This window comes from Paenibacillus chitinolyticus NBRC 15660 (assembly GCF_000739915.1).
GTDB lineage: Bacteria > Bacillota > Bacilli > Paenibacillales > NBRC-103111 > Paenibacillus_F > Paenibacillus_F chitinolyticus.
Genome location: NZ_BBJT01000006.1, coordinates 153681 through 179290 on the forward strand (window position 1 = coordinate 153681; position 25610 = coordinate 179290).

A 25610-nucleotide genomic window follows, 5' to 3' on the forward strand; every position below is an offset into this window, starting at 1 on the left:
TGCGGATTCCCTGGCATCGGCGCCGCGCCGCATGACGGACGGCAGCATAATCTGAACCTGGAGCAGAGAAAATCCGGCCCAGGCCATTTGAATTTTACCCGGTTATTTTATACTATGGAATTTGGGCTTTCTTACGGGCTTTGGAAAGCTTTTTAAGCTACGCCGACCTTTATCGGGATGCCAATCGCGCGCAGCGGCGTCTTTTTTTGACCCGAACGAAACTAGAAGCTGCCGAAAGGTCATACTGATGAAATATACAAATAATTCGGCAGAGGAGATGTACGCTCTTATGGTAACGATTAAGACCAAAGACGAAATCGAAAAAATGCACCGCGCAGGTAAATTGCTGGCGGCATGTCATCGCGAAATCGCAAAAATGATCCGTCCGGGTGTAACCACCTGGGAAATCGACCAGTTCACGGAACAATTTCTGCGCGAGAACGGCGCTACCCCGGAACAGAAAGGGTACAAAGGCTACCAGTACGCAACCTGCGCCTCCTTGAACGATGTCATCTGCCACGGTTTTCCGAAGAAAGAGCCGCTGAATAACGGGGATATCGTCACCATCGATATGGTCGTCAATCTGGACGGCTGGCTCGCGGACTCCGCATGGTCCTATGCGGTCGGCACGGTTTCCGAGGAAGCGGGCAATCTGCTTGAGACGACGAAGGAATCGCTGTACAAAGGGATCGAGCAAGCCGTCATCGGCAACCGGATCGGCGATATCGCGCATGCGATTCAAGTCTTCGCGGAAGAACGCGGCTACTCGGTCGTCCGCGATTTCACGGGCCACGGAATCGGCCAGAAGATGCACGAGGAGCCGCAGGTGCCCCACTACGGCCCGGCCGGCCGCGGTACGAGGCTCAAGGACGGCATGGTGCTGACGATCGAGCCGATGCTCAATACGGGCATGTACTTCGCCACCGTGGATCTCGACGGCTGGACCGCCCGTACGGTGGACGGAAGCCTGTCCGCCCAGTATGAGCACACCATCGCCATCACGCAGGACGGACCGCTCATTCTCACTGCGCAGTAACCGCGGTTCCCCTGCAGCCGGGAGGCTGACGGGCAGCATGCCTGAAGCTTGCGACCGTCCGTCCCCGGTTATTTTATACCTACATAACCTGCCAAAGCATGGCAAACCTGCCCGGCAACTACCCAGTCATCCCCCACACGTCCTGCCAGCGGCCATAACGATTACGGAGGAATGCTATGATATCGTTTTACAAACGGTACTACAAAACCATCCTGGACATTGGGCTGATCGTCCTCACCGTTTTTCTGTTCATGAAATTGTTCAGCTTTATTTACGCGATCGCCACGCCGATCTTCTGGGCCTTCATCATTTTTGCCATGATCGAGCCTCTCGCCCGCTTCCTTCATCGCAGAGGACTCAAAAAAATGCTCGCGACGACAATTTCGACGCTTCTGTTCGTTCTGATCATCCTGGCCGTCTTCACCGGAGCGGGATTTCTGTTTACGAGCCAGATCGACAATCTGGTAACGGTGCTCCCCAAGTATACCCAGATGCTTCAGGAGCAAATTACAAAACGCACGATCGATCTGCAAAACAGTATCGAGGCGCTGCCTCCCGATGTAATCGAGAAATCCAGGGAAATCGCCAACCAGATGGCGACGAAAGCCACAAGCTTCGCCACGAATTTCCTGAAAAGCCTGCTTAACTTCCTGACCAGCGGCGTCATGGGACTCGTTACTTCTTTTTCTACTTTTATGCTGAATTTTGTAGCTGGCGTCATTCTGGCCTTCTTCCTTTCTCTTGAAATCGACTGGTGGAAAAAGAACGCCCGCGAAAAGACGCCCAAAACGTTCCGTAAAGCGTTCGATTTTCTTCGCGAGAACGTAATCAAGGGCATCGTGAGCTACCTGAAATCCCAGCTCATTCTCATTTCCATCACGTTCGTCATGGTGCTGGTCTCGCTCATGATTCTTGGCGTCAACAACGCCTTTACGATTTCGCTGCTGGCCGCTTTCTTCGATGTGCTGCCGCTGCTCGGCGTCTCGACCTTATTCGTGCCGTGGATCGTGTACCACTTCATCGCGGGAAGCACGATGATGGGCATCTGGCTGACCGTCGTGCTGGCCGTAGTCGTTCTCGTCCGGCAGGTGCTGGAGCCCAAGATTACGGGCGAGTCGCTCGGAGTATCCGCTTTTACGATGCTGTCCTTTATGATCATCTCGCTGTCCCTTTTCGGGGTCGCCGGCGTTATTCTTTCCCCGATTCTGATTATTCTGATCAAAGCGCTCTACGACCAGGGCTATCTGCGTAAGTGGATCCGTTCCCCCGAGGATGAATATTGACCTTGCCCTTATAGACAAGCTTTAAGAAGAAAGAGGCCCCGGCGGCCTCTTTTTTTGTCTAGGCGCGAACAGCCGTGATATACTGAATCCATGAGAAACTTGAGAGATTTGTAAACCGGAAGGCAGGGAACTTGCGATGAATAAAGTGGCAAAAGAAATTGGAGGCTGGGCGCTTTCCCTCGGAATCGCGTTCGTCATTGCACTGGTAATCGGAATCTTCGGTATTCAGCCGACCAAGGTGCTGGGCCATTCGATGGACCCGACTTTATCCGACCAGGAACGTATTTACGTATCCAAATTATCGCATACGCTGGGCTACGAGCCGGATTACGGGGACATCGTCATTATCGACAGCCGCGTAAACCGGGAGCGTACGCTTAAGGACGACATCATGGAGCATCCGCTGTTTTCTCTCTTGAGCGGTAAAGTGGACGATAACCTGTACGTCAAACGCATCATCGGCAAAGCGGGCGATAAGCTCCAGTTCAAAGACAACAAAGTGTACCGCAACGGGCAGCCTTTGGATGAGCCCTACCTCAACGAAACGATGCTGTATCAATCCGACGAGGAAATCACCGTTCCCGCGGGTCACGTGTTCGTAATGGGAGACAACCGCAACAACAGCAAAGACAGCCGCGATATCGGACCCGTTCCGCTGGATCACGTGCTGGGCATCAAGATCAACGGTTAGATCAGTTTGCTCGCTAAAAAACAGAGATTTCCGGCTGTCCGGAAGCTCTGTTTTTTTCCTTTTTTTGATGCGCGGCCTATTGAGTGACCTTACATCATGTGTTATATTAAAAAGGCGGAGCAGGAAGACTTTCCGCCTCTCACCCGCAACATTCATTGCTTCCGACACCGAACAGTCGCACCCCTAATCTTGATTGACAAGGAGTGAAGAACATGGATGCCAATCTGCACATTCCCCAAGGGGACGATACGATTCTTGTTGAAATGACCGTTAAGGAAGCCATGGCGCTCTCCGGACAAAAGTTTCACTCGGACCACAAGGTGGAAACCGAGGCCATCAAGAAAGTCAAAAAGAGCCTGGAGAACCGTCTGATCTCGGGCGTTTCGCAATAAACCTTTTTTTAAAAGCCAACCTTGAAAAGGGTTACATACCCGGTTCAGGGTCTTTTTATATGGATTCGTAAGGGCGCCGCAAGAAAAGGGCTTGGAAATCTGGAGAACCGTATAGAAAACCCGCCGCGCCGCATACTAAGCATCGTGAACGTGCTTCAGTCTTGATCAGCCCGACCGGACAGGGGGTGAACCTCAGTGTCAAACAAACAACAGGGCCACGCTCGGCAAAACACGACGACCCGCACTTCCGATCGCAAGAACGGCAACGGCAAAAGCAAATAAGTCATTTCATCCTTGAAACAGGGAGGCAGCGACCGATGATTGAGAATCTCGAAAGCAATTACGATTGCGCCCACGCGGGTCTGGACCTGCACCAGTTGAAGGAAGAGCTGAACGACCTGAGAATCAGCATGATTCCGGGCTCTCTCGTGCATAACGAGAAAGTGAACCGTCTGGAGAACCAGATCCGGTTTATCGAGAACAAGTGCTCCATACACCATGGAGACTCCGGTTCCCTGTAAGGCATTCTCATCCTTTTTGTTAGGACCGGATTTGTTCATGCCGTTTATCGCTTTGACAGCATGCACAAAAAGCCGCGGCCGGGGGCTCGGGGTTGAACCCGTTCCTGCCGGATCGCGGCGTACAAACGTCTTGCGGTACATAATCGTTCTAGATACGGCACCGGGCTGTATGGATCTATCGGGCGTGTACCTATACCTCTATATTCGGATCATGCTGCCTTGCCTTCCGGCCGGCGGCGCGTGATTTATCTAAGCCTGCGGATATTTACGCTCCATCCAGCCCGTAAACCAGCTGGCCAGCATCATCGTGACAGCTATATCGTCAATCGGCATAAACGGCAGGACATCGGGCAGTACCCAGTACAGCAGCGCCGGAACTACAAAGAGAAGTTTGCTGCCAATCGGTACTTGCGGAGACATCAGCAGTTTGCCCGCCCGCTTGAATACATGGCTCCAGTGGCGCAGTGACAATAATTTTTTCACACGGGTTCCCTCCTTAGGGTAGGACGTGATCCCGTAAACCGGATATGCGGCATCCGCGCCGTGTCCCGGTCTGAAACGGAAGTCCCTAATAACCTATACGCGAAACGGCTTTTTGCGTTTCAGTTCCATCCTTCTTCTGCCGTATACTCTTCTCTTACCCGCAATTGCCTTGAAAAGAACAAAGAGCATCTCGCATAAGCCGATGCTCCGTCCTTGAAAACCCTTTACATTTTTCGTTCAACTGTGCGGTTCGCCGGATTGCAGCTCGCTTGTCACGGCATCCGAATCGCCGAACCGGATGTTCAATTCCACGTTCACGGGAACATGACTCCGGATTTTGAGAAACAGGCTGAGCCGCTCCAAAATCTGCGCGACCTCTTCGGCCGGGTAGGTTCCGTTTACGTTGTAGCGGAAGTTGTCCGAGATCGATAAGGCGGGGGCCGAAACGGCCGGACGATTTTCTGCCTGAACAGATTCGGGGAGGCGCCGGAAGTCGGACTGCTCGGAAGGCCGTTCCAACGATCTGCTCTGGGAACGGTAATTTGTATAGCCCATAAACTTGTTGGATGTTCTGACTGTATCGTTGTAGATGTTCAATTTTTTCAAAATGGTATAGTAGGTTGCCGCATTGTTGAGCTTCCATGCTGACGTTATTTCGCCTACGGAATAATCTTCTTTCCACTGATTGATTAACCGTATTTGCTCCTCACGTTCCAACTCCTTGAACTGGTCGAGTGGCAGAATCCCGGACATACTATTCCTCCTATTCGGATTGGTCTTACTCTTTATCATAAAACAAAATTAATTAAACTTCAAAAACCTTTATACCTATAATCTCTACTAGTTTACCATTAAAATGCATAATTCATACAATTACTTTATATAGGTATCTTTTACCATTTTAAGCCATGTAAAATAAACCTTTAAAGGCCCGGACATATGTCCGGGCCTGAGTCTTCGGAATCAGTCGATCTGTTTTTCATCCCCCATCGGCGCGCTTTTTGTAGACTCAAGTGAGTTTTCTGCGCGTCAATATGCAGGGTACACCTTTACCGAGCGCCCCGGGCTGGGACATCCGCTCCAAATACCGCAGTCCCCTTGCGCACTGTTGTTTACAAACCGCACAGGTGGACGATTCGACAATCCTCATCGTATACTGCACCCTGCCGGAGGATTCAATCTTCTTGCCGCCTTTTCCTTTTCCGCTTTTTCCCGCCATCGTAATTCCCTCCCCCTAACAATCGCCTGGTTCAGTATATGGGGACCGCTTTCGGGCGGATTGGACGTTTGTACCGGCGGCGGAGGCTTCCTTACGCGTTTTACAGAGCGAGAGCCCGGACAAGCAGCCGGGCGGTTTCTTCGTAAAGCGCCGGAAACTGCTCCAGCGGGAGCGGATTGATTCCGCTTCCGAGTTCAACAGTGAATCCGGGACGCCGGAATTCGTAGATGAACCAGTCCTTGAACCCGGCATCGCTGCCCCTCAGCTTTACGCTCTTAAAGCCGCTTGCCTGCTGCAGCTTCAGGGCCAGAAATTCCGCGTCATCCGGTTCGTAATCCCGGTAGTTCCAGTAAATTTCGCGCCCCTGCGTATGCAGGGCGACGACGTGACGGAAGCTGCGGCTGCGGGTAAAATCAGCCACGGCTATCGCTTCCGGCTCGGTCAGCGGAGCCTCGCCCGTATAGTCGCGCGGTCCGGGTCCGGGTACCGCGCGGCGGGCCCGTTCCTCTTCCCAGAAGGCGGGGAACTGATCGTTAAGATCGACGCCGTTGATGTTCGCTTTCCACCGGCGGAAATCAAATGACCCTCCGTTCCACTCATGGAGGGAAGCGAACAAGGGATGCGCCGGGTAGACGCCCCCGAGCACGAGCTCGACTCCGTCCGGGTTCACCATCGGCACGATCCATAAGCTCGTCTCGCGGAACAGCGCGGCCGCATCGGAGCCGTGAATGTCTCCGCCTTGGCGTACAGCCTCCGCATAGTCCTCTATGAATTTCACCGCAGCCAGGGAGGTAATCCATTCGTTCGCGTGAAACGACGCGTTGACTTGTATTTCCCGGCTTCCGGTACCGATACGTACAGCAGGAATTTTCCGGTCTAGAACGCTGTATCCGATGCATGTTTCCTCCAAAAACGGGTATCGTTCCTTCAGAAGCGTCAAATCCCGGAGCATTTCGGGGTACCCGTACTCCTCGGCCGTGCGGACCACGGACCTGTCGCGGACAGCCGGCACATCTATCGTGACGCCGGGCCGGAGCGTAGCCGGATCCAGGAAGGTGTTGGCCTTCCAAAGCTCTTCCCGGGATAATCCGAAGCGCAGCGACACGCTTTCCCAGGCGTCTCCCGGTTGAACCGTATATTGATGATCGAGTTTGGCCGGAATCAGGATCATCTGACCGGGAATGACATACTCATGAAGACTCAACTGCGGGTTCGCAGCCAAAAGAGAAACGGAATTGACGGCATACAACCTGGCGATTCGCTGCAGCGTCTCCCCCTGCTGAACGACGTGGCGAAACGGCATACCACTCATACCTCCTCAGGACAAGGCAAAGAGAAGCCGCTTTCCTTCACGCACTTGCTTCCCTGTACCGAGTTGTGAGTATATGTCTATGCCCCCTCTCCCCTCTTCATGTCCCGGGCATGCAAAAGGACCGGCAGGTTCCCGCCGATTCTGAATAGAATGCGGCGGAACTTACCGGTCCTGTCGTTTGATTGCGGAAATTGGACGGGCTAGACGAACGTCGGCACCTGCCAGACGACCGGGGTACCGAGCAGCTGCTCGCGCAGCCAAGAGCCCGTAATGAGATGGAACATCTCGGCATCGCCGCTGCAGAAAAACTGGTGCACCGGAATGTCTTTGGTCGTCGCCAGCATTCCCCGGTGATAAAGGATGGTGCTGATTTCCCGGGCGGTCTCGTCCGCGGAAGAGATCAGCGTCACTTCCGGATCGACCACGCGGGCTATCGCCTCCGTCAGGAACGGGTAGTGCGTGCAGCCGAGAATGAGACAATCCATGGGCTTGTCGAGCAGCGGCTGGAGGGAATCGCGCACGGTATCGACCGCTTCCTCGGAGAAGTACAATCCCCTCTCCACAAGCGGCACCAGGGCCGGACAGGCCAGCGAGTGAACCTGGATCGTGGGCGAGATCGTTTTCAGTGCTTGTTCGTACGCTTCGCTCCGGATCGTGCCTTCCGTGCCGATCACGCCGACAATGCCGCTTCGAGTCGTCTTGATCGCGGCACGCGCTCCCGGGGAAATGACTCCAAGCACGGGAATATCCAGCCGGTCGCGGATTTGCTCCAGCGCGACCGCCGTCGCGGTATTACAGGCGATCACGATCATTTTAGGGTTAAATTGGATCAGGTAATCCACAAGTTGATTCGTAAAAGTGAGAACTTCATCGGCGGGTCTGGGGCCGTAAGGCGTCCGTGCCGTATCGCCGAAATAGATCACTTTCTCCTGCGGAAGCTGTCGCATAACTTCTTTTACAACGGTTAAACCTCCGACTCCGGAGTCTAGGATGGCTATCGCTTGCTGCACACTTATACGCTTCCTTTGCGAATGAAATGATTGCTTTGCTTGTAAATACATGGATAGAATATGCTTGCCCAAGCCGAAATGTACCTAGGTATCATACCAGATTTCCGATTCGGTGCCAACGAAAGCAGCTCCGAAAGCGGCATGCGCCCGGAGCTGCAGGACTAGCTGGGAATAGAGCCGTACGAGATCCGGCAACTTCCGACACTCAGGGGTCAGCGCTTGATCTCACTAACCAGACCGAAGGAGTAGCCGGCCTTTTTCACGTCTTTCAGAATGCGGTCCAGCGCTTCCATGTTTTCTTTGGAGCCCTGGTGCATCAGGATGATATTGCCCGGATGCAGGTTGTTCATGATATCGTTGTAAGGATCCTCGGCTCCGTTGGCGCGGGGCTCCCAGTCTCGCATCGCGGTCGACCAGAAAACGGAGGTATACCCCATATCCGAAGTCAGATCGAGCAGATGCGTGCTGTATTTCCCGTACGGAAAACGGAAATATTTGACGACATCCTGTCCGGTAATGCTTTTGTACAGCTTCTCGAAGTCGGTAATTTCTTTGCGCACCTGCTCATCGCTCAGCGTATTCATATCCTTGTGCGTCATCGTATGATTGGCCACGAGATGCCCGTCCGCCGCCAACTGCTTGATAAAATCGGGATGGGCCTTGACGTTGTTGCCCGAAATGAAGAAGTTCGCCTTCACGTTGTTCTCTTTAAGCGTCTTCAACAGTTTCGCGGTATCTCCCATCGGGCCGCCGTTGTCTATGGTCAGGTAAACGTTTTTGCCCTGTCCGACCCAGACGGCTTTCTCTTTGGCGGTAAAGGATTTCGTTTCTTTCGGAAAATCCGGCACCTGGCCTTTCGGCTTTTTCATGTAGTACCACGACAGAGCCTGACGGCTGGCGCTGCTTTCACCCTTCGGCTGCGCGGACGGTTTCGCGGCCCCCGGGGAAGCGGAAGGTTTTGCCGATGGTGCGGCGGAAGGTGCTGCCGACGGCGAAGCCTTGACCGCGGACGAAGGCGCGGGAGAAATTCCCGGCGAAGCCGAAGCGGACGGAGACGCGGAAGGCTTCGCGCTGCCTGCCGGTGTTTTTTCCGGAGCCGGTGACGGTGCAGCAGCCGGAGATGTAGAAGCACCGGCAGTCGCCGCCGGAGATTGGACAGGACTTCCGGAATTTGATACGTTGGAATTGCCTGTGCACCCGGCGGCCAGTATGCCGGAAAGCAGAAGAACGGCGGAAGCCGCGGCTGTTTTTTTCATGGTATCACCTAGATTCCCTAAAATGTGAGGCTAATCTTTCCTTTTCGACGGCAGGCTGAGGAATCCTTGCCCGAAACTGTGTTTTAAACGTAAACGGAACAAAAATTTCCGCCATCAAACAGGGACCTGCCGGGTCCCGCCGACAAAGGGGCGATTGCGATGCTTATCGACGAACTTAAGCAAAAAGCAGCCGTGACCGGTTCCGTACCGGCACACTTCGACTTGATCATCGAGGACCTGCAAGAACAGGAGGACGGAGAGACACAGGCCCTGTTTGTCTGGCAGGAGCCATCCGGGGAAAGCGGAATCTCCGTCACTCTTGATGCGGCCGGCAGGCTGCTCTCCTACTCCGTAGACGAAGAGTTGTGCAAAGAAGCCGCTCCGATCGGCGAAGAGGCTTTGAGGGAACGGGCACGGTCTTTTTTCCTCTCCCAACATCCGGAAGATGCGGACAGGTTTCTCCTAACGGAGTCCCGGTTCGAGGAGCGCAGCGCGTTCTTTGAGTGGGCGCAGACCGCACTCGATCTCCCGCTTCCCCAGACAGGCGCTTTTATCCGGCTTACCTTATCTGGAGAGGTAACCAGCTTCACCTACAAAGGATCGGCGGCCGCGCCTCCTCTCCCCGTCTCTCTGGTGCAGCCGGAGCAGCTCCGGCAGCAGTTAGCCGAAACCGTGCGGATGAGTCTTGCGGTCGTCAAGCTCATTCCCGCCTTATATGCGGGCGGCGACGACCGGCTCCGTCTCGTTTATCAGCCGGAACCCGGCTACCGGCGTTTCGACGCCGTGACGGGTCTGGCGCAGGGGACGGATGCCGAGGCGGAAGAGGAGCACGAGGCTTACAAGGCGTACGAATTATCTCCTGAGGAGACTGGCGATCCGCTAAGCAGTCTTGAAGAGCTGATCGGCATTTCTACCTATCCCCTCGTAAAAGACAGGGAAAGGGATATGGACGAGAACCTCAGAGGAATCGTCTGGCACGCTGCGGACCGGGAGGAAAATCCGGCCGACCTCTCGCTGGACGGCTATTTCCGCAGAAGGATGGAAGATACGGTGAAAGCGACCGCAGACAAGGATACCGGGCGCCTTCGCTCCTTCATTTGGATGGTCCGCCGGACGGGGAAGCTTGCGCTCTCGTACGAAGACTGCCTTGAGCGGGCGGAAGCTTTTCTGCGCAAAGCGATGCACGACTGGCTGCAAGTGCCGGGTCTCGCTTTTTATTTTCAGGAAAAAAGCGCCGAGGACGCCGGGTCGGAATCGGAAGGCCAGCTCCGGTACTTTTTTACGTGGCAGCTCCGCTATGAAGACGTTCCTCTCTATTTGCAGTTCGTGACGCTATGCGTGAATGCTTCCACCGGATATGTGGACCGGTTCTCGGGACCCGACTGGAATCCGGAAGAAATCCGGAATCTTGCTCCTGCCGCGAAGCTGAACGCGGACGAAGCTCATCGGCTCTACGTGGAAGCAGTGGACTTCAAGCTGGAGTGGGATCGGGATTATGACGCCGAAACGCCCGAAGGCGCCTACAATCTTCTGTATACGCCCATCCTCAAGGGAAGCGGGCGGAACCGGATCGCTTTTATCGATGCCGCAAGCGGCGAGTTTGTGACCCAGGCGTAATGTGACGGCTGATTCTTCGTTTCGTTGCCCCAACGGGATGCTGTTCATCAACTTGTTCCTTTCGTTATCCGGGCGGGAAAATAGAAAGTCTCGGATAGCAAAAAGCCGGCTCCCTTTCGGGGAACCGGCTTTTCAGCTTGGGTTGGGATCAGCCCGGATGCGTGGATGTCCGTTTGGTCGTTTCGTCGTTTCGGATTCGCTCACCGCGCTGCCGGTGCGTTTGCGGTTAAACGCCGCATGGCGGCGGTCAACGCACACGCCTGCAAGCTACAGTTCCGCTTCCGTCCCAGCGTGTCTTACGGCGGCACCGGTATTCCTTCTGCCGCGCGCTGCGAATCGTACCCGCGAAAGCAGACGGACGACCGGCTCGTCGATCAGACGGTACATCAAGTGGGCAAGCGCAAATAGGAGCGGGAGCGAAACAAGCGTGGTCACGAGGATGTTCAGCCCGTAAGGCAGCCAGCCGTCCAGCCGCAGAAACAGCAGGCAGGAGAAGCTGCACAGCACCGCAAAATGAACGAGATAGAGCGAAAAAGACAGCTTGCCGAGATAAGCCATCGATCTGCCGCCGAACAGCTTCTGCCCCGACGGGCTGTTTAGCAGCGCAAGCAGCACCAGAGCCGCGCCGGCGGTCCGGTAGGTGACGACACCGGGGAAGCCGCCCGGGCCAAGCGGCAGCCAGGCGTAGAAGGTTCCCTGCCAGCCGACGTAAGGAACCGAGCCGAGGAAGAGACCTAGCAGCGCAAGTACCACTGGAACGGCACCGGGACGCAGCACAATCAAATTCCGGCCGGAGCCGGCCGATAAGTCGCTGAGCAGCATGCCCAGCACGAAGCCCAAATAGTAAGAGTCCCGGAACAGCCAACCCCCTGCGGCATACAGGATGAACCGGAAACGGGACCTCCCGAAAGCCAGAAGCAGCCCGTAAACGAGGAAGGAACCGAAGAGCTCGTAGGTCATCGTCCAGAGTACGGGGTTATAAGCCATGCCATATCCGAAGAACGTATGGACAAAGCCCTGCTCCAGCAGCGTCCCAAACGACGGGACCGTCGTGTACGGGTCGGGCATCGTAGCCCGCGTGTACCCCCTCGCCTCCTCGTAAAAATTCCAGTCCAGCTTCATGACCGCGAAAGCCAGCAGCAGCGAGCAGAAAGCGGGAACGGCGAGACGGAAATACCTTTTCAGAAGTGCGGCCGTCACAATCGAGCGGTTGCGGTACCGGAAGAAGCGGCGGCTCAGGACGAATCCGCTCAAAACGAAGAAAAGGCAGACCGCAAAATTGCCGTTGAACAAAAGATTTAGCGGCGTACGCGGAATCCACTGGTCGAACGCAAAGTGGGAAACCTGAGGCCGAGCTTCGAACATGGACGGCAGAAACACCTGAAGAAAATGGGCAAAGACGACAACCAGTGCAGCCGCACCGCGCAATCCGTCCAGATACGTAATTTTCGGCTCGTTCATGACGGCTTGACTCCGGGCTACAGCCGGATCAGCTCACCGGACTCCGAGGAAAGCCGGATGGCTTCCAGCATCCCGACGACCTCGCACCCCTGCGCCGCATCCGAGAGCGGCTGGCGCCTTGTTTTTACACAGTCGATAAAATGGGCGATCTCTGCCTTATAGTAGTCGACGGACGGAACGGAAAGCTTGTGTTCCACCGGGAAGCCGTTCACTTCCGTGAATATGCTCAGCGGCTCGAGACTTCCCCCGCCCCCCGTTCCGTAAAGCTCCACCTTAACGGCGTCATCCTGGCTGCCGTTGACAGCCCAGCTTGCTTCGACGGTAAGGACGGCGCCGTTTGTAAACGTGATAAAAGCGGTGCCCAAATCTTCCACATCGTAGACACCCTCCGACTTGTTGATGTCGGAATGAGCCGTATAAGCCGCTATCCCCTTGGTCGTGTAAGGGGCGATTTTGCGGAACAGCTTACCGGTGACCGATTCGGGCTGAGGACAGCCCATCATCCACCAGGCCAGGTCCAGCACATGGACGCCGATGTCCATCAGAGGTCCGCCGCCGGAATAGCGGCTGTCCGTGAACCAGCCCTCGGGCACACCACGCTGCCGCAGGATCTTGGTCTTCGCGTAGTAGATGCTGCCGAGCCCGCCCGACGCTACCATGCCCTGCAGCGCCTGCACATCCGCGCGGTACCGGTGGCTCATGCCGACCATGACGAGCCGGTCGCTCCCGGCCGCCTTGTCGCGGAGCCGTGCCGCTTCGTCGCGGTTCATCGCCATCGGCTTCTCGACGAGCACGTCGAGGCCGCGCTCCAGCGCCAGCAGCGACAGCGCCACATGGCTGTCGTTGAACGTGCAGACGCTGACGGCATCGAGCCGCTCGGCGTTCAGCATCTCCTCGGCCGACGCGTACGAAGCCGTCCCGTATTGGGCGGCCGTCTTGTCGGCCCTGTCCTTGTCGATATCGGCCACGGCCGCAAGCTCCACATCGGGGTGATCCTTGTAATGCTTCAGGTGAAACATGTGGGCAATGGAACCGGTCCCGATGACTCCGACTCGAATACTCATCGTCTTTTCGCTCCTTTGCGTGTGGGCTGCCCGGCAAGCCGCGCTGTAAGCGGCACGCAGGCGCCTGTTATGGTGACGGTCCGGACAGGCTGGCATGGCCGCATCCGTGGCTGCGCCGACCGCTGCGGTCCGCTGTAAGCGCCGATCTGTTTAACCTATATCAGATGCGTTGGCAGTTATCTGCAGTACCGGCCGGTATCAGCAGTGTCGTAACAATTATTTCCGTTGCCGCCCGGTATCTTTTCGTCCAGTTAGGCGGCGTTTGAGATTCATTTTTTCCACAGTCACTAAGTATCGGCGGCGTTTTTTCATCTCCCGCCCGATCACGCGTGCGATAAAAGGGTTCGTCGGCCGGTTTTGTACAGATTCCGGCGGATGGAGAGACGGCCTTCGAAATAGGCCAGGGGGAGAAGAAGTACGGGAACCGCCTCCACCGGCTCGCTATTCCCGCTTTAGAAGCTCCACTTGTTCATGCACGTAGTCGAGAGCCTTTACGGAGCCTTCCGCAGGCTCCTCCAGTCCTTCGAACTCGACCGTGAGCCAGCCGTCGTACCCGCTTGCCGCCAGCTCCCGGAAAATATACGGCAGGTCCACGTCGCCTTCTCCGGCTATACGGCCCACATAGGGGGTGCCGTCCAGGGCGTTCATGGCCCCCTCGGCACCGGGCTCCGTCCGCAGGAAGTCCTTGACGTGGACATGCCCTATCCGGCCCCGCAGCTCTTGTACGGCTGCGGAAGGCTCCTCGCCCACCAGCAGGAAATTTCCGGTGTCGAACGTGCCGAGCAGGGCCGGAGAACCCACCTCGCGGATGATCGCCAGCACCTGGTCGCTGCGGCCCGCGAAAAGTCCGTGGTTTTCGAGGCACAGCACCTTGCCCTTCTCTTCCGCATAAGCGGCAGCCGCCTTCAGCCCTTCCAGTACGTAGCCCATGCCCTCGTCCACGGGCATCGTCTCATCCGGACGGTCTCCGGAGAAAACCCGCACGACGGGCGCTCCGAAATGGACCGCCATATCGACAGCTTCCTTCACTTCCCGGAGCTGGGCGGCCCGTTCTGCGGCATCGGCCGATACGAAGTTGTTGCAGGCGCAGAAGCACGCGACCTCCAGTCCCAGCTCATCCAGCACCCGGTCGATCTCGGGCAGCTCGCGCTCGCGGTCCTTCCAGAAGACGGACAGGAGCTCTACCCCTTCTGCTTTCGTCCCGGCGGCAAAACGGAGAAAATCGGTGACGTCCCATTTTCCCCCGTACCAATACGTATGAACGCTCCACATGCTCAGGCTGATTTTCATCGCCATTCCTCCCTCTCCTGAATTCTTCTCTGCACGGATACGCAGGTCCGCAAGTACGCAAGTCCCCGCCCGTTACCTATCGGCTAGAGCCCTTTATTTAAAACCCGAAAGCGTGGAACCGGCTTTCATAAAATATTTTTGCCCGAAAAAATACAAGACGACCATCGGAATCGTAAAAATGGCGGATGCGGCCATCAGCAGCTCCCATTGGGCGCCGTGATCCTGCAGAAACCCTTGCAGCCCGACCGTAATGGTCCATTTCGTATTGTCGTTCAAATAAATGAGCGGCCCCATAAAATCAGTGTATGTCCCCACAAACGTGAACAGGGCGATCGTCATCAGGGGCGGCTTCAGCAGCGGAACGATGATCTGTCCGTACGTCCGAAGCTCGGACGCGCCGTCCATTTTGGCCGCCTCGCACAGCTCGCCCGGAATTCCCATCATAAACTGGCGCAGCAGGAAAATGTAAAACGGGGCGCCGAAAAAGCTGCCGATCGTCAGAGGCAGGAACGTATTGATCCAGCCCAGCTTCGCGAAAATGATATAGACCGGAATCATCTGAACTTGGGCCGGCAAAATCATCGTCGCCACGACGAGCGAAAAAATAATTCCCCTTCCGCGCCACGGGATTTTCGTGATGGAATAGGCGACAAGCGGCGCAGAGAAGAGCTGACCGGCGATATTGACCGCGCACAGCAGCAGCGTATTGCCCATGTACAGGAAGAACGGAATCGACCCGATGGCGTTTCCGTAGTTGCTCCACTGCCACTTTTCCGGGAAAAAGGCGGGCGGAACCTGAAAGATTTCCGACGGGTTCTTAAGCGAGGTCAGAAGCAGCCAGATGAACGGAAACAGGAAAATAAGGCCAAGCAGCGACAGCGCCGCATGCGGCAGGATCGTCCTGCGGAGTACGAGCAGCGGACGCCTGCGCCTGTTCTTGGGCATTCCGGCAGGCGAATCCGGCAAGACGTTCAACCCGCTCCCTTGAAGGTTCGTGGAAGTTTCCATTCAATCACCTCCGTAATACACCCAGCGGGCGGACGTTTTCAGCACGAGTACGGTCATAAGGACGACGATGACGAACAGAATCCAGGCCAAGGCAGACGCGTAGCCCATTTTCAGGTACATGAAGGCAGTCTGATACAAATAAACGGCGTAAAACATCAGGGAATGATCCGGTCCCCCCAAGGCCCCGCCCTGGTTGCCTCCCGTCAGAATGAACGATTCCGTAAAGATCTGAAACGACCCGATGAGGCCCATAATGAGCTGAAAGAGAAGGACCGGAGAAAGCCCCGGCAGCGTAATGTGCCAGAACCGGCGCCACACGCTCGCCCCATCGATCGAGGCCGCTTCGTAAAACTGCTGGGGAATCCCCTGCAGCGCCGCCAGAAATATGAGCGATCCCGCACCGGAACCCCACAGTCCCATCAGGATGAGAGAAGGCTTCGTATAACGCGGATCGAGCAGCCATGCCGGGTCCGGAAGATGCAGCGACCGGAGCAGCATGTTGATCAGCCCGTAGTCCGGATTAAGCAGCCACGTCCAGAGGATCGCGCTTGCCACTACAGGGATCACCGCCGGCAAATAATAGACCGTCCGGTAAAAAGCGATCCCCTTCACCTTGACGTTCAGCAGCAGGGCGATCAGCAGCGAGCTGAGAAGCCCGATCGGCATGGAGATAAACGCCATGAAGAACGTATTGCGCAGCGATTTGTAGAACGTCTCGTCTTTTAAAATCTCCGTGTAATTTTGCAGGCCTACCCACTGGGGGGAGTTGAATAAGTCATAGCTAGTAAAGCTGAAATACAAGGAGCCGAAAAACGGATACACGGTAAACGCGAGAAACCCGACGATCCAGGGCAGAGCAAAGGCCGTACCGACCCAAAAATCCCGTCTGGCTTTGCGGGAGCGCGTAGGACGGCCGGTGCCGGCATTCAGCGTATCGGTGCTCATGACGGATCTCCTTTCGGAAAATCGGCCTCCCGCCTGTCTGGCGGAGCGGCCGGAATAGCGCCGTCCCCGGTCCCGGACTGACAGGCGGAGGCAGCTGCGTCGTGCACAATCGCAACAACAATGTCCACATCAGGTAAGCGCTTGCAAAAACTGGGCACAAGTCCTACTTTACCTGCAAATTATTTCCCGACCAACGGCTGAATTTTATCCTTGATCTGTCTCAGCCCTTCGTCCACTCCTACCTTTCCCCGGAGAATGTCGTTGTACTTTTTCGTAATTTCGTCCATATATTCGTTCATAAAAGGGAGCGTCGGAAACGATTTGAGATTCGGACTCTTGGCATATTCGGTGTATTCCTTGAAGCCCGGAACACTGTCGTACGTCTTATCGTCGAGCGACGAAAGCCGGGTCGGCAGGTTGCCGAGCGCAGCCGTGAACTTCACCATCTGCTGCTTCTCCGTCAGCCACTTCAGGAACGTCCAGGACTGGTCCGGATGCTTCGCGCCCTTGGGGATATAAAAAACGCTGGTGGCGATGCTGCCGGCGTTTTTCAGCTCCGGTTTATCCTCGTTGTAAGGGATGGGCGCGATGCCGTAGTTCAGACCCGGCGCATACTGCTTAATAAACGTCGGCAGCCATTCCCCGTCCAGGGCCATCGCGTATTTCCCCGAGAAAAACGGGTTCTGCGAAGACTGGTACTTGCCGAGGGAAGCCGAGAAACGGTCGAGGTTTTCCGTGCCGTATTTATCCCATAGCTCTTTGGAAAGCAGGATCGCCTCCTTAAAGCCCGGATCATCCGGCGTGACTTCCTTCTTGTCCGGGTCCCAGAACTTGCCGCCGAACACTTGCGTAAAAGTATATGCATCCGCTCCGGGCCATAAACCCAGCCGGTCGAGCCTTCCGCCTTCCTGGACCACGCTTAATTTTTGCGCGTACGTTTTCAGTTCGGCGATCGTTTTGGGCGGGCCGTCGAAACCCGCTTCTTTCAGGAGATCTTTGTTGTAGTACAGCATGCTGAAATGCATCGCAATCGGGAGCGCATAGGTTTTGCCTTCGTATTGGGAAGTGGACAGGGCGGAGGGAATAAAGTCGGCAAGATCGACCTGGTCTTTCTTGATGTAAGCGTCTAGGGGAATCATCGCGCCTTTCACGCCCCAGGAAGCGACGTTCTGGCCGAATTGGGAAGCGAGATCGGGGGGATTGCCGCCGGTAATGGCGGTCAGCTGCTTCTGGTAGTCGCTCTGGCTGAGTCCTTTCACTTTGATGCCGTCATGAGTGTCGTTAAATTCCTTGATCAGTTTCTCCAGCGCTTCGGCTTCCGGTCCGGTCCAGCCGTACCAGAAGTTGAGCTCCGTCTTTCCGCCGCCGACTGCGGAACACCCCGACAGGGCGGCCGCCGACGCCAAAACAGCAGCCAGCATACCCGCTGTGAATTTACGCATACCTGGACCTCCTCGTGAATAAGTGAACGTGATCCTTCCAGCATGGCGAATCCTTTATGCAGTTTTCGGCCTCCTTTTCATAACGCTCGAACTTAAGATGGGGCTATCATAGCACACTTAAAATTAAAAGGAAACAACTTTTTTTATTATAATTTTAGACGGAAATAATTTTCAAAATAACGTCGAACGAAGCATTCAGAAATGAATACCCGGACATATGGCAGTTAGCTAAAAGGGGGACTTCAGGAGGAGAGCCGCTGCGGATTTTTGCCTAACGGTCGGAGAGTGTGTCGGAAACTATTTTTTGCCCGAAAAAAAAGGACCGGAATTCATGGAAAAGAATTTCGGTCCCTTGTTCTCTGTCAGGATCAGGATGTATAGGCAGGCAGCCAGTCTCCGTGCGCTTCTATCAGCTCGTCGCAGAGGGCCACGATATCGTCGATCGAGAGTTCCGCGGACGTGTGGGGGTCCAGCAGAGCCGCATGATAAATATGCTCCTTCTTACGGGTAACGGCCGCTTCTATCGTCAGCAGTTGGGTGTTGATATTCGTACGGTTCAGCGCCGCCAGTTGAGGAGGAAGATCGCCGATGTACGTAGGCGTAATGCCGCCGGCGTCGACCAGACACGGCACTTCCACGCAGGCTTCCTTCGGCAGATTGGTGATCAGGCCGGTATTCATCACATTGCCTCCGATCTTGTACGGGACGTTCGTCTCCATCGCTTCGATCATATAGGAAGCGTATTCGCCGGACCGCTTGTGCTCAAGCTGCGGGTTGTTGACCAGCTCCGCACGAAGATTTTTCCAACGCTCGATCTGGTTTACGCATCTGCGGGGATATTCGTCCAACGGGATGTTGAACTTCTCGATCAGTTCGGAGTAATTCCGTTTGATGAAATACGGATGATACTCCGCGTTGTGCTCGGACGACTCCGTTACATAGTAACCGAACTGGAACATCAGCTCGAACCGTACCATGTCGTGGTGTTTTTCTTTCTGTTTTTCCTTCGCCAGCCGCTTGATTTCGGGATATAAATCTTTGCCGTCCTTCGTCACTTCAAGCAGCCAGGCCATGTGGTTGATGCCGGCGATTTTGGACTGGACGCCTTCGGGATCGATACCCAACTGCCGGAACATAGACGGAACGCAAGCCTGGACACTGTGGCACAGGCCGACCGTCTTGACGCCGCCGTGCGTATTGAGCACGTTCGTCAGCACGGCCATCGGATTCGTGTAGTTAAAGAACCAGGCGTCCGGACACACTTCCCGGATGTCCCGGGCGAAATCGAGCACGACCGGGATCGTGCGCAGATTGCGGAAGATTCCGCCGATCCCGACCGTGTCGGCAATCGTCTGGCGCAGGCCGTACTTCTTCGGAATTTCAAAATCCGTAATCGTACACGGATCGTATCCGCCGACCTGAATCGCGTTGATGACCACCTTAGCTCCGCGGAGCGCTTCCTTGCGGTCGCTGTATGCCTTGATCCGGCACGTGCTGCCTACGGTGTTTTTGATATGGTTCAGCATCGTCTCGGAATCGCGCAGCCGCTCCCCGTCAATATCGAACAAGGCGAGTTCATAGCCCTGCAGCGCCTCCGTTACCATGCAGTCCCCCAATATATTTTTGGCGAACACCGTGCTGCCTGCGCCCATGAACGTGATTTTGGACATCGCTTCTCATCTCCCGACTAAAAAAGTGGAATGCCTATACCTAGCACTATACCGTCTTAAGGCGGCACCGCACATGGAGACATCCCACTTTCGTATGGAGATTTGTAGTGTGAACTTTTGCAGACCGCTAAACCCCAACGGCCCGCCTTATCTTTCCTTGCGCATTTGAACCCACAGAAGGCCGAGAATAACGGTGATCAGCGTAAAAGCCGTGAAGGCCAGCAGCGGGATCGTAATAAATCCGAGCCAGTCGATGTAATCCTGATCGCATGCGACGATGCCGCATTTGGAAGCTGCCTCTTTAAACAGAGACGTTTTTTGCATAAGATAGTGATAAAGGGAAATTCCCATCCCCCAAACGGAGAACGGCAGCGCGTAAATGACCTGCTTGTTATCCTTGCGCGTTGCGGCGATTCCGAGAATCAGCACAAGCGGGTACATCAGAATACGCTGGTACCAGCACAGCTTGCACGGCGTAAAATCCATAATTTCCGAGAAATAGAGGCTGCCGAGCGTAGCAACCACGGAAATGGCCCAGGCCATGTGAAGGGCGTTATTTTTTAGAAACGAGTTCGATTTCAATACGGTATTGCTCCTCTCCCGGCTCAATCTTGACGTGCATGTTTTATTATAAAAAATGAAGCGTCCGAAGTCTATCGTTCTTCTATCGTGATTGGAGGCCTATCATGCTTAAACCGTTTCACTCTGTGTCGGTCAATCCCCATAACGGCAAAGGAGAGCTGTTCGTCCTGTTCGCGGGTTACGGCCAAACCGCTCCGTGCCACGAAGTCGGTCCGCAGATGCTCGATTACTACCTGATTCATACCGTGGAATCCGGGAAGGGCCGATTCAGCTGTCTCGGCAAGGAATACGAGCTCGGACCGGGCGACACCTTCGTGATCTTCCCCGGCGAAGTCGTCACGTACGCCTCCGACAAACGCGACCCGTGGCGTTACAGGTGGATCGGCTTCAAAGGCACCTCCGCCGACGACCTGCTGATCCGCCTCGGCATCACGGCGCAAAGGCCGGTCGTACATGCGGAGGGGCTTCCCCGCCTGCCTGTCTTCCTGCGCCGGGCCGAGCGGGCGCTGCGGGAGGCGGGCCCGGCCTGCGACCTCCAGGCGGAGGGCGAGCTGCGGCTGCTGCTTGCGAAGCTTGCATCGCACGCCGATGTCCCCAGCCGCAGAGGCGAGGAAACCGACGCCGGACGGCAGCAGATCGACCGCGCCGTGAGGTGGCTGCAGCTGCAGTACGCCCAGCCGGTGACCATCGAGCAGCTTGCGCAGCATATGGGCTATCACCGGACGTACCTGTCGAAGCTGTTCCGGCAGCATACGGGCCTCACGCCGACGCAGTTTCTGCTCAAAATCCGGATGGAGCGCGCCAAGCTTCTCATGACGGAGGGCTCAACGATCGAGCAGATCGCCTACTCCGTAGGTTTCTCGGATCCGCTTTATTTCTCGAAACAGTTCAAGAAATGGTTCGGCTGCACGCCTTCCGAATACCGTGGCAAGCACGGGCGGCTTGCCTACGACTGCTCGCGGTAGAGAAGGCGGAGCGAGACGGTGAAAGGGGCGGACGTCCGACTCCTTGCTCACTCACACGATTTAACGCTCATATAAGCGAATACACAGACAGGAAAGGAATCCAAAACCTATGAATCGCACTCCCCCGCTCTCCCCCGGCGGCCGCTTCGAAACCGGCCGCCTGTACCTCCGGCTGTTAGCGCCGGAGGATGCCCTCGCGCTGCTGGACTACCGGCAGCGCAACCGCGCCGAGCACGCTCCGTGGGAGCCCGTGCGCGGCGAAGCGTTCTTCACGGCCGAAGCTCAGCAGGCGGCCATCCGCGGATTCGAGGACGAATCCGCGACCGACCGCGCCTACAGCTTCGGCGTGTTCCATCAGCCGGACGGCCTCCTCATCGGAACGGTCCGGCTGAGCCACATCGGCCGCGGTCCGTTCCAGAACGCGTACGTCGGCTACAGCATCGACGCGGCGTACGGCGGCCGCGGCCTGATGACCGAGGCGCTGCGCGAATGCCTGCGCATCGCCTTCGGCCCCCTCGGCCTGCACCGGGTGCAGGCCGCGATCATCCCCCGCAACGTGCGTTCGCTGCGCGTGGCGGAGAAATGCGGCTTCGTGCGGATCGGCCTCAGCCCGCGGTATTTGAACATCGCCGGCGTGTGGGAGGATCACATCTTGTTTGCGCTTACAAGTGAGGATTTCGGATAACTCCGTATGGAGCTTTCCTACGAAAATTCATACATTTTTTTCTAGTTATACTGCAATTATCATACAAAAACGGACAAGTTTCAAGCGTCTGTCCAAGCTCTTTCCCTTATATGCAATTGGCGAAAATTTTCCTCCTTTCTCCCTTTCATGAACGCAAAAATCGTGTGTTTATCCGTTCCCGAAAAGCACATAAAAAAAGCCCGGTCATCCGTCTCAAACGGATGCCGGGCTTTTTCTCGTATTCCATTATTTCTTCAAGCTGTCCCAAGCTTTCTGGAAGTCTTGAAGCATTTGGTCTTTGTTCAACTGCTTGCCTACATACCCCTGCATGGTGTCGCCGAACTTCTTGGAAGTCGCTTCGCCGCCAGGGAATTTGAACCAGTTCCAGGAAAGCGTTTTGCCGTCTTTCGCGTATTTCATAATGTCGGCGGCAAGAGGGCCCACGACTTTTTCATCCACGGAAATGGTTTTGAAAGCCGGAATGAACTTGAATTCGTTGGTGATATACTTTTTACCCATATCGGACGTTACGAGCCAGTTCAGGAACTTTTTCGCCTCATCCTTGTTCGGGGAGTTCTTGTTGATAACCCAGTTGTTCGGCACGCCCACGAGCAGCTTGTCGTTAGCCGCGGCATCGTCAGAGATCGGCATCGGAAGGAAACCGATGTTGATGTTCGGGTTCGTTTTGGAAATTTGAACCTGCGTCCAGTTGCCCTGCTGCGTCATAGCGGCTTTGCCGGTTGCAAACTCCGTCACTTGCGTGTTGTAGTCGGTTTGCAGCGGGTTTTTGTTGCCGTATTTAAGCGTCAGGTCGAACAGCTTCACCCAGTTGTCGAACACGGCATTGCCCGGAATTTTTTGCGAGCCGTCGTTCAGGCCTTTAATGAATTTGTCGGGATCCGGCTGGTTCGCAAACGGGACGTTCACGAAGTGGTTGCCGAGTACCCACCACTCGCCGTAACCGTTCACGAATGGCGTAATGCCTGCCGCCTGGAGCTTCTTGGCCGCGTCTTCCAGCTGCGTCAGCGTCTTCGGAAGCTCGGTGATTCCGGCTTTCTGGAACAAATCTTTGTTATAGATATAGCCGTAGCCTTCGAGGCCTACCGGCATGCCGTAAATTTTGCCGTCTTTGGAAATCGGATCGCCTGCGCCCTGCGCCAGATCTTTTACCCACGGCTGATCGGACAGATCTTCCAGATGCTCCTGCCAGACGTCGAGGTCGGAGTTACCCCCGTTGTTGAAAATGTCGGGCTTGTCGCCGGAGTTGAATTTCGCTTTCAGCGCCGCTCCGTAGTCCGCGCCGCCCCCGACCGTCTGAACTTCGATTTTGACGCCGGTTTCTTTTTCGTACTCGGCAATCAGCTTCGAAAGCGCCTCGGCGATCTCCACTTTAAACTGGAACATTTTCAGCGTGACGTTCTTCTTCTCGCCGCCTGCCGCGGGGGAACCCGACGGAGACACTCCGCCTTGCCCCTGGTCTTTACTGCCGCAGCCTGCGAGCAAACCCCCTACGAGAGCGGTGGTGAGACCTACCGCGATCCATTTTTTATTTGTGGTCATGAAAGAAAACCTCCCTTTTCTAATGCAAACCTTGGTTTGGTTGTATAAGCTTGATCGATCGGTGCTGCTCTATGCGGTAAACCCCGGTAATCGGGATAATCGCCGTTCTCAGGTGATGCGAAAAATGTTTGCCAAGGCGAAGAGTACCGGTGTCGGCCGAAGTTAAGCCGGATTCGCTTAGCCTTTGACCGAGCCTGCCGTGATGCCTTCGATGATGTGCTTTTGCAGCAGCAGGAAGAAAATGATGATCGGCAGAACGCCCAGGGTCAGCGCCGCCATGGCGAGATCCCACTGCTTCGTGTACTGGCCGAAGAACGCGTAAGTGGCAAGCGGAATCGTATGCAGCTTCGTGTTCGTCAGAACGAGGGACGGAAGCAGGTAATCGTTCCAGATCCACAAGCTGTTGAGCAGGATCACGGTTACCGCGATCGGCTTCAGCAGCGGGAATACGATCCGCCAGAAAATGCTGAACCATCCGCAGCCGTCCACCGTAGCCGATTCCTCGATTTCCTTCGGAATGCTTTTGATAAATCCGTGGAACAGGAAGACGTTCAGGGAGACACCGAAGCCGAAGTAGCAGACGACGAGTCCGAGCCGGCTGTCCATCAGCCCCAGGTTGTTCGCAACCTTCACCAGGGGAATCATAATGGACTGGAACGGGATAACCATGGCCGCCACGAACAGCAGGAACAGCACATTGTTCAGCTTGGAGGGCTTGCGCACGAACCGGTAAGCCGACATGGAGGCGAAAATAACGAGTCCGATGTTCGACAGCACCGTAATCATCAGCGAGTTGCCCATCACTTGCGGGAAGTGGATGATATCCACGACTCTGGAGTAATTGTCCAGGCTGAACGACTTCGGCAGCGAAGCGGTATTTTGCAGCAGCTCCGCAAACGGTTTAAACGAATTTACGAGAACGAAGTAGAACGGGACCAGGAATAGGATGCCCAGTAAAGCCGTAAGAACTTCCAGAATAAAGGTCCCCGACGTATATTTGCTTCCGCTGCTCATGATTCCACCTCTTTCCGCTTGGTGTAGGAAACCTGGATGAGGGAGATCAAAGCGACCACGAAGAAGAAAATCAATGCTTTCGCGGTACCGAGGCCGAGCCGGTTATTCCGGAACGCTTCCTGGTAAATGTTCAGCGCTACCGATTCCGTGGAGTTGAACGGACCGCCTTTGGTCAAGGACAAGTTCAGGTCGAACATTTTGAACGCCCAGGAGATCGTCAGGAACAGGCAGACAGTAAAGGCCGGCATAATCAGCGGCATCGTGACGCTGCGCAGCAGCTGCCATCTTCCCGCTCCGTCGATCGTGGCCGCTTCCATCAGGTCTTTGGGCACATTGGCCAGCGCCGCGATGTAGATGACCATCAGGTACCCGGCTCCCTGCCATACCGATACGATGACGATTCCCCAGAAGGCCGTAGGCGCGTCGCCCAGCCAGGGAAGATTAAAGAACGAGATTCCCGTCATCTCCCCGATCGAGGCGAAGCCTTTTACGAAAATAAACTGCCAGATAAAGCCGAGCAGCAGCCCCCCGATAACGTTCGGCATAAAGAACACGGTCCGCAGAACGTTGCGCGTTTTGAACGCTTTCGTCAGGAGCAGAGCCAGGACAAACCCGACCAGGTTCGTTAAAATAATCATGGCCACCGAAAACCGGATCGTGAACCAGAAGGCGTTATGGAAATCGGTATCCTCGAAAATGATCCGTTTGAAGTTGTCCAAACCGATAAATTTGACCCCTTCGCTGACTCCGTTCCATTCCGTAAAAGCATAATAAAGGCTCATCAGAAACGGAATGACGACAATCAGGGTGAAGAATAAAAGTGCCGGTCCGACAAATACCCATTGCTGAAGCAAGTCGTTCGTTTTGGAGCGAGTAGTCAAGATTTCCCTCCCCCTTTCTAGTGCAATCGCTTTCAAATGTGTCTTTTTTTGATTTATACTGTGATTGTAATGCAGTTTAATGACGTTAAACACACCTTAAATTGCTCCTTTGGTGGACTATTTTGCGCTTGGGGCAAAACTTTCGCCCGTGTATTTGCACGCCGGGCATCCTGATGTACACTTACTATGCCGACAAGAAGCCGGCATGACCACAAAGCAGCGA

Annotated in this window: 25 protein-coding genes; 8 read left to right on the plus strand and 17 right to left on the minus strand. The window is 55.4% G+C overall.

The annotated features are described in order from the left end of the window. The first annotated feature begins 289 nt into the window (after positions 1–289). The 5 genes from map to PCH01S_RS16155 all read left to right on the plus strand — a co-directional run bounded on the left by map (position 290) and on the right by PCH01S_RS16155 (position 3923). A complete protein-coding gene (map, locus tag PCH01S_RS16135) occupies positions 290–1036 on the plus strand; it encodes a type I methionyl aminopeptidase (RefSeq protein WP_042230907.1) in 747 nt (248 codons plus the stop codon). Positions 1037–1212: 176 nt separating this feature from the next. Then, a complete protein-coding gene (ytvI, locus tag PCH01S_RS16140) occupies positions 1213–2319 on the plus strand; it encodes a sporulation integral membrane protein YtvI (RefSeq protein WP_042230909.1) in 1107 nt (368 codons plus the stop codon). Between the two features lie 136 nt (positions 2320–2455). After that, the gene (gene lepB, locus PCH01S_RS16145; protein WP_042230912.1) at positions 2456–3010 is read left to right on the plus strand and encodes a signal peptidase I; all 555 of its coding nucleotides are present in this window, start codon (positions 2456–2458) and stop codon (positions 3008–3010) included. Between the two features lie 212 nt (positions 3011–3222). Then, positions 3223–3402 carry a hypothetical protein gene (locus PCH01S_RS16150; protein ID WP_042230914.1) on the plus strand — a complete coding sequence of 60 codons (180 nt, stop codon included), beginning with the start codon at positions 3223–3225 and terminating at the stop codon, positions 3400–3402. Between the two features lie 317 nt (positions 3403–3719). Next, the gene (locus tag PCH01S_RS16155; protein ID WP_042230916.1) at positions 3720–3923 is read left to right on the plus strand and encodes a hypothetical protein; all 204 of its coding nucleotides are present in this window, start codon (positions 3720–3722) and stop codon (positions 3921–3923) included. Between the two features lie 249 nt (positions 3924–4172). Here PCH01S_RS16155 and PCH01S_RS16160 read toward each other — a convergent pair whose 3' ends face one another. The 6 genes from PCH01S_RS16160 to PCH01S_RS16185 all read right to left on the minus strand — a co-directional run bounded on the left by PCH01S_RS16160 (position 4173) and on the right by PCH01S_RS16185 (position 9203). Further along, positions 4173–4406: a hypothetical protein gene (locus PCH01S_RS16160; RefSeq protein ID WP_042230919.1), complete on the minus strand. Its 234-nt coding sequence runs from the start codon at positions 4404–4406 to the stop codon at positions 4173–4175. A 237-nt stretch (positions 4407–4643) separates the two neighbouring features. Then, a complete protein-coding gene (locus PCH01S_RS16165) occupies positions 4644–5159 on the minus strand; it encodes a hypothetical protein (protein ID WP_042230920.1) in 516 nt (171 codons plus the stop codon). A 256-nt stretch (positions 5160–5415) separates the two neighbouring features. Beyond that, positions 5416–5625 carry a hypothetical protein gene (locus PCH01S_RS16170; protein WP_042230922.1) on the minus strand — a complete coding sequence of 70 codons (210 nt, stop codon included), beginning with the start codon at positions 5623–5625 and terminating at the stop codon, positions 5416–5418. 100 nt (positions 5626–5725) lie between these two features. Further along, positions 5726–6928 carry a M14 family zinc carboxypeptidase gene (locus tag PCH01S_RS16175; RefSeq protein WP_042230923.1) on the minus strand — a complete coding sequence of 401 codons (1203 nt, stop codon included), beginning with the start codon at positions 6926–6928 and terminating at the stop codon, positions 5726–5728. A gap of 209 nt (positions 6929–7137) precedes the next feature. Beyond that, the gene (gene racE, locus PCH01S_RS16180; protein WP_042230925.1) at positions 7138–7947 is read right to left on the minus strand and encodes a glutamate racemase; all 810 of its coding nucleotides are present in this window, start codon (positions 7945–7947) and stop codon (positions 7138–7140) included. Positions 7948–8159: 212 nt separating this feature from the next. Continuing rightward, positions 8160–9203 (minus strand): delta-lactam-biosynthetic de-N-acetylase, encoded by a 1044-nt coding sequence (locus PCH01S_RS16185; RefSeq protein ID WP_042230927.1) that lies wholly within the window; start codon positions 9201–9203, stop codon positions 8160–8162. A 159-nt stretch (positions 9204–9362) separates the two neighbouring features. Between PCH01S_RS16185 and PCH01S_RS16190 the strand changes: the two genes are divergently transcribed. Continuing rightward, on the plus strand, positions 9363–10820 hold the full coding sequence (locus tag PCH01S_RS16190; RefSeq protein ID WP_042230929.1) for a YcdB/YcdC domain-containing protein: 1458 nt from the start codon (positions 9363–9365) through the stop codon (positions 10818–10820). 267 nt (positions 10821–11087) lie between these two features. Here the strand turns inward: PCH01S_RS16190 and PCH01S_RS16195 are convergent, their stop codons facing one another. From PCH01S_RS16195 to PCH01S_RS16230, 8 genes are all read right to left on the minus strand, one after another. Then, positions 11088–12281 carry an acyltransferase family protein gene (locus tag PCH01S_RS16195; protein WP_042230931.1) on the minus strand — a complete coding sequence of 398 codons (1194 nt, stop codon included), beginning with the start codon at positions 12279–12281 and terminating at the stop codon, positions 11088–11090. A gap of 17 nt (positions 12282–12298) precedes the next feature. Further along, positions 12299–13345: a Gfo/Idh/MocA family protein gene (locus PCH01S_RS16200; protein WP_042230933.1), complete on the minus strand. Its 1047-nt coding sequence runs from the start codon at positions 13343–13345 to the stop codon at positions 12299–12301. A gap of 441 nt (positions 13346–13786) precedes the next feature. Further along, positions 13787–14641 carry a sugar phosphate isomerase/epimerase family protein gene (locus PCH01S_RS16205; protein ID WP_241688833.1) on the minus strand — a complete coding sequence of 285 codons (855 nt, stop codon included), beginning with the start codon at positions 14639–14641 and terminating at the stop codon, positions 13787–13789. Between the two features lie 87 nt (positions 14642–14728). Beyond that, a complete protein-coding gene (locus tag PCH01S_RS16210) occupies positions 14729–15643 on the minus strand; it encodes a carbohydrate ABC transporter permease (RefSeq protein WP_042230934.1) in 915 nt (304 codons plus the stop codon). Continuing rightward, positions 15644–16588, minus strand: coding sequence for a carbohydrate ABC transporter permease (locus PCH01S_RS16215; RefSeq protein ID WP_042230935.1), 945 nt, complete (start codon positions 16586–16588; stop codon positions 15644–15646). It abuts the gene before it with no gap. Between the two features lie 179 nt (positions 16589–16767). Further along, on the minus strand, positions 16768–18030 hold the full coding sequence (locus PCH01S_RS16220) for an ABC transporter substrate-binding protein (protein ID WP_042230937.1): 1263 nt from the start codon (positions 18028–18030) through the stop codon (positions 16768–16770). A 368-nt stretch (positions 18031–18398) separates the two neighbouring features. Next, positions 18399–19700 carry an alpha-glucosidase/alpha-galactosidase gene (gene melA / locus PCH01S_RS16225; RefSeq protein WP_042230939.1) on the minus strand — a complete coding sequence of 434 codons (1302 nt, stop codon included), beginning with the start codon at positions 19698–19700 and terminating at the stop codon, positions 18399–18401. Positions 19701–19847: 147 nt separating this feature from the next. Continuing rightward, positions 19848–20282 carry a disulfide oxidoreductase gene (locus tag PCH01S_RS16230; protein WP_042230941.1) on the minus strand — a complete coding sequence of 145 codons (435 nt, stop codon included), beginning with the start codon at positions 20280–20282 and terminating at the stop codon, positions 19848–19850. Between the two features lie 104 nt (positions 20283–20386). On the opposite strand from PCH01S_RS16230, the gene PCH01S_RS16235 reads away from it, so the two are divergent. Next, positions 20387–21247, plus strand: coding sequence for an AraC family transcriptional regulator (locus PCH01S_RS16235; RefSeq protein WP_042230946.1), 861 nt, complete (start codon positions 20387–20389; stop codon positions 21245–21247). A 109-nt stretch (positions 21248–21356) separates the two neighbouring features. After that, positions 21357–21932 (plus strand): GNAT family N-acetyltransferase, encoded by a 576-nt coding sequence (locus PCH01S_RS16240; protein WP_042230948.1) that lies wholly within the window; start codon positions 21357–21359, stop codon positions 21930–21932. Between the two features lie 246 nt (positions 21933–22178). Here PCH01S_RS16240 and PCH01S_RS16245 read toward each other — a convergent pair whose 3' ends face one another. The 3 genes from PCH01S_RS16245 to PCH01S_RS16255 form a co-directional block, all read right to left on the minus strand. Then, positions 22179–23492 carry an ABC transporter substrate-binding protein gene (locus tag PCH01S_RS16245; RefSeq protein WP_042230950.1) on the minus strand — a complete coding sequence of 438 codons (1314 nt, stop codon included), beginning with the start codon at positions 23490–23492 and terminating at the stop codon, positions 22179–22181. A 177-nt stretch (positions 23493–23669) separates the two neighbouring features. Next, on the minus strand, positions 23670–24506 hold the full coding sequence (locus PCH01S_RS16250) for a carbohydrate ABC transporter permease (RefSeq protein ID WP_042230951.1): 837 nt from the start codon (positions 24504–24506) through the stop codon (positions 23670–23672). Beyond that, positions 24503–25387, minus strand: coding sequence for a carbohydrate ABC transporter permease (locus PCH01S_RS16255; RefSeq protein ID WP_042230952.1), 885 nt, complete (start codon positions 25385–25387; stop codon positions 24503–24505). The genes PCH01S_RS16250 and PCH01S_RS16255 overlap by 4 nt, the downstream gene beginning before the upstream one ends. Between the last annotated feature and the right edge of the window lie 223 nt (positions 25388–25610).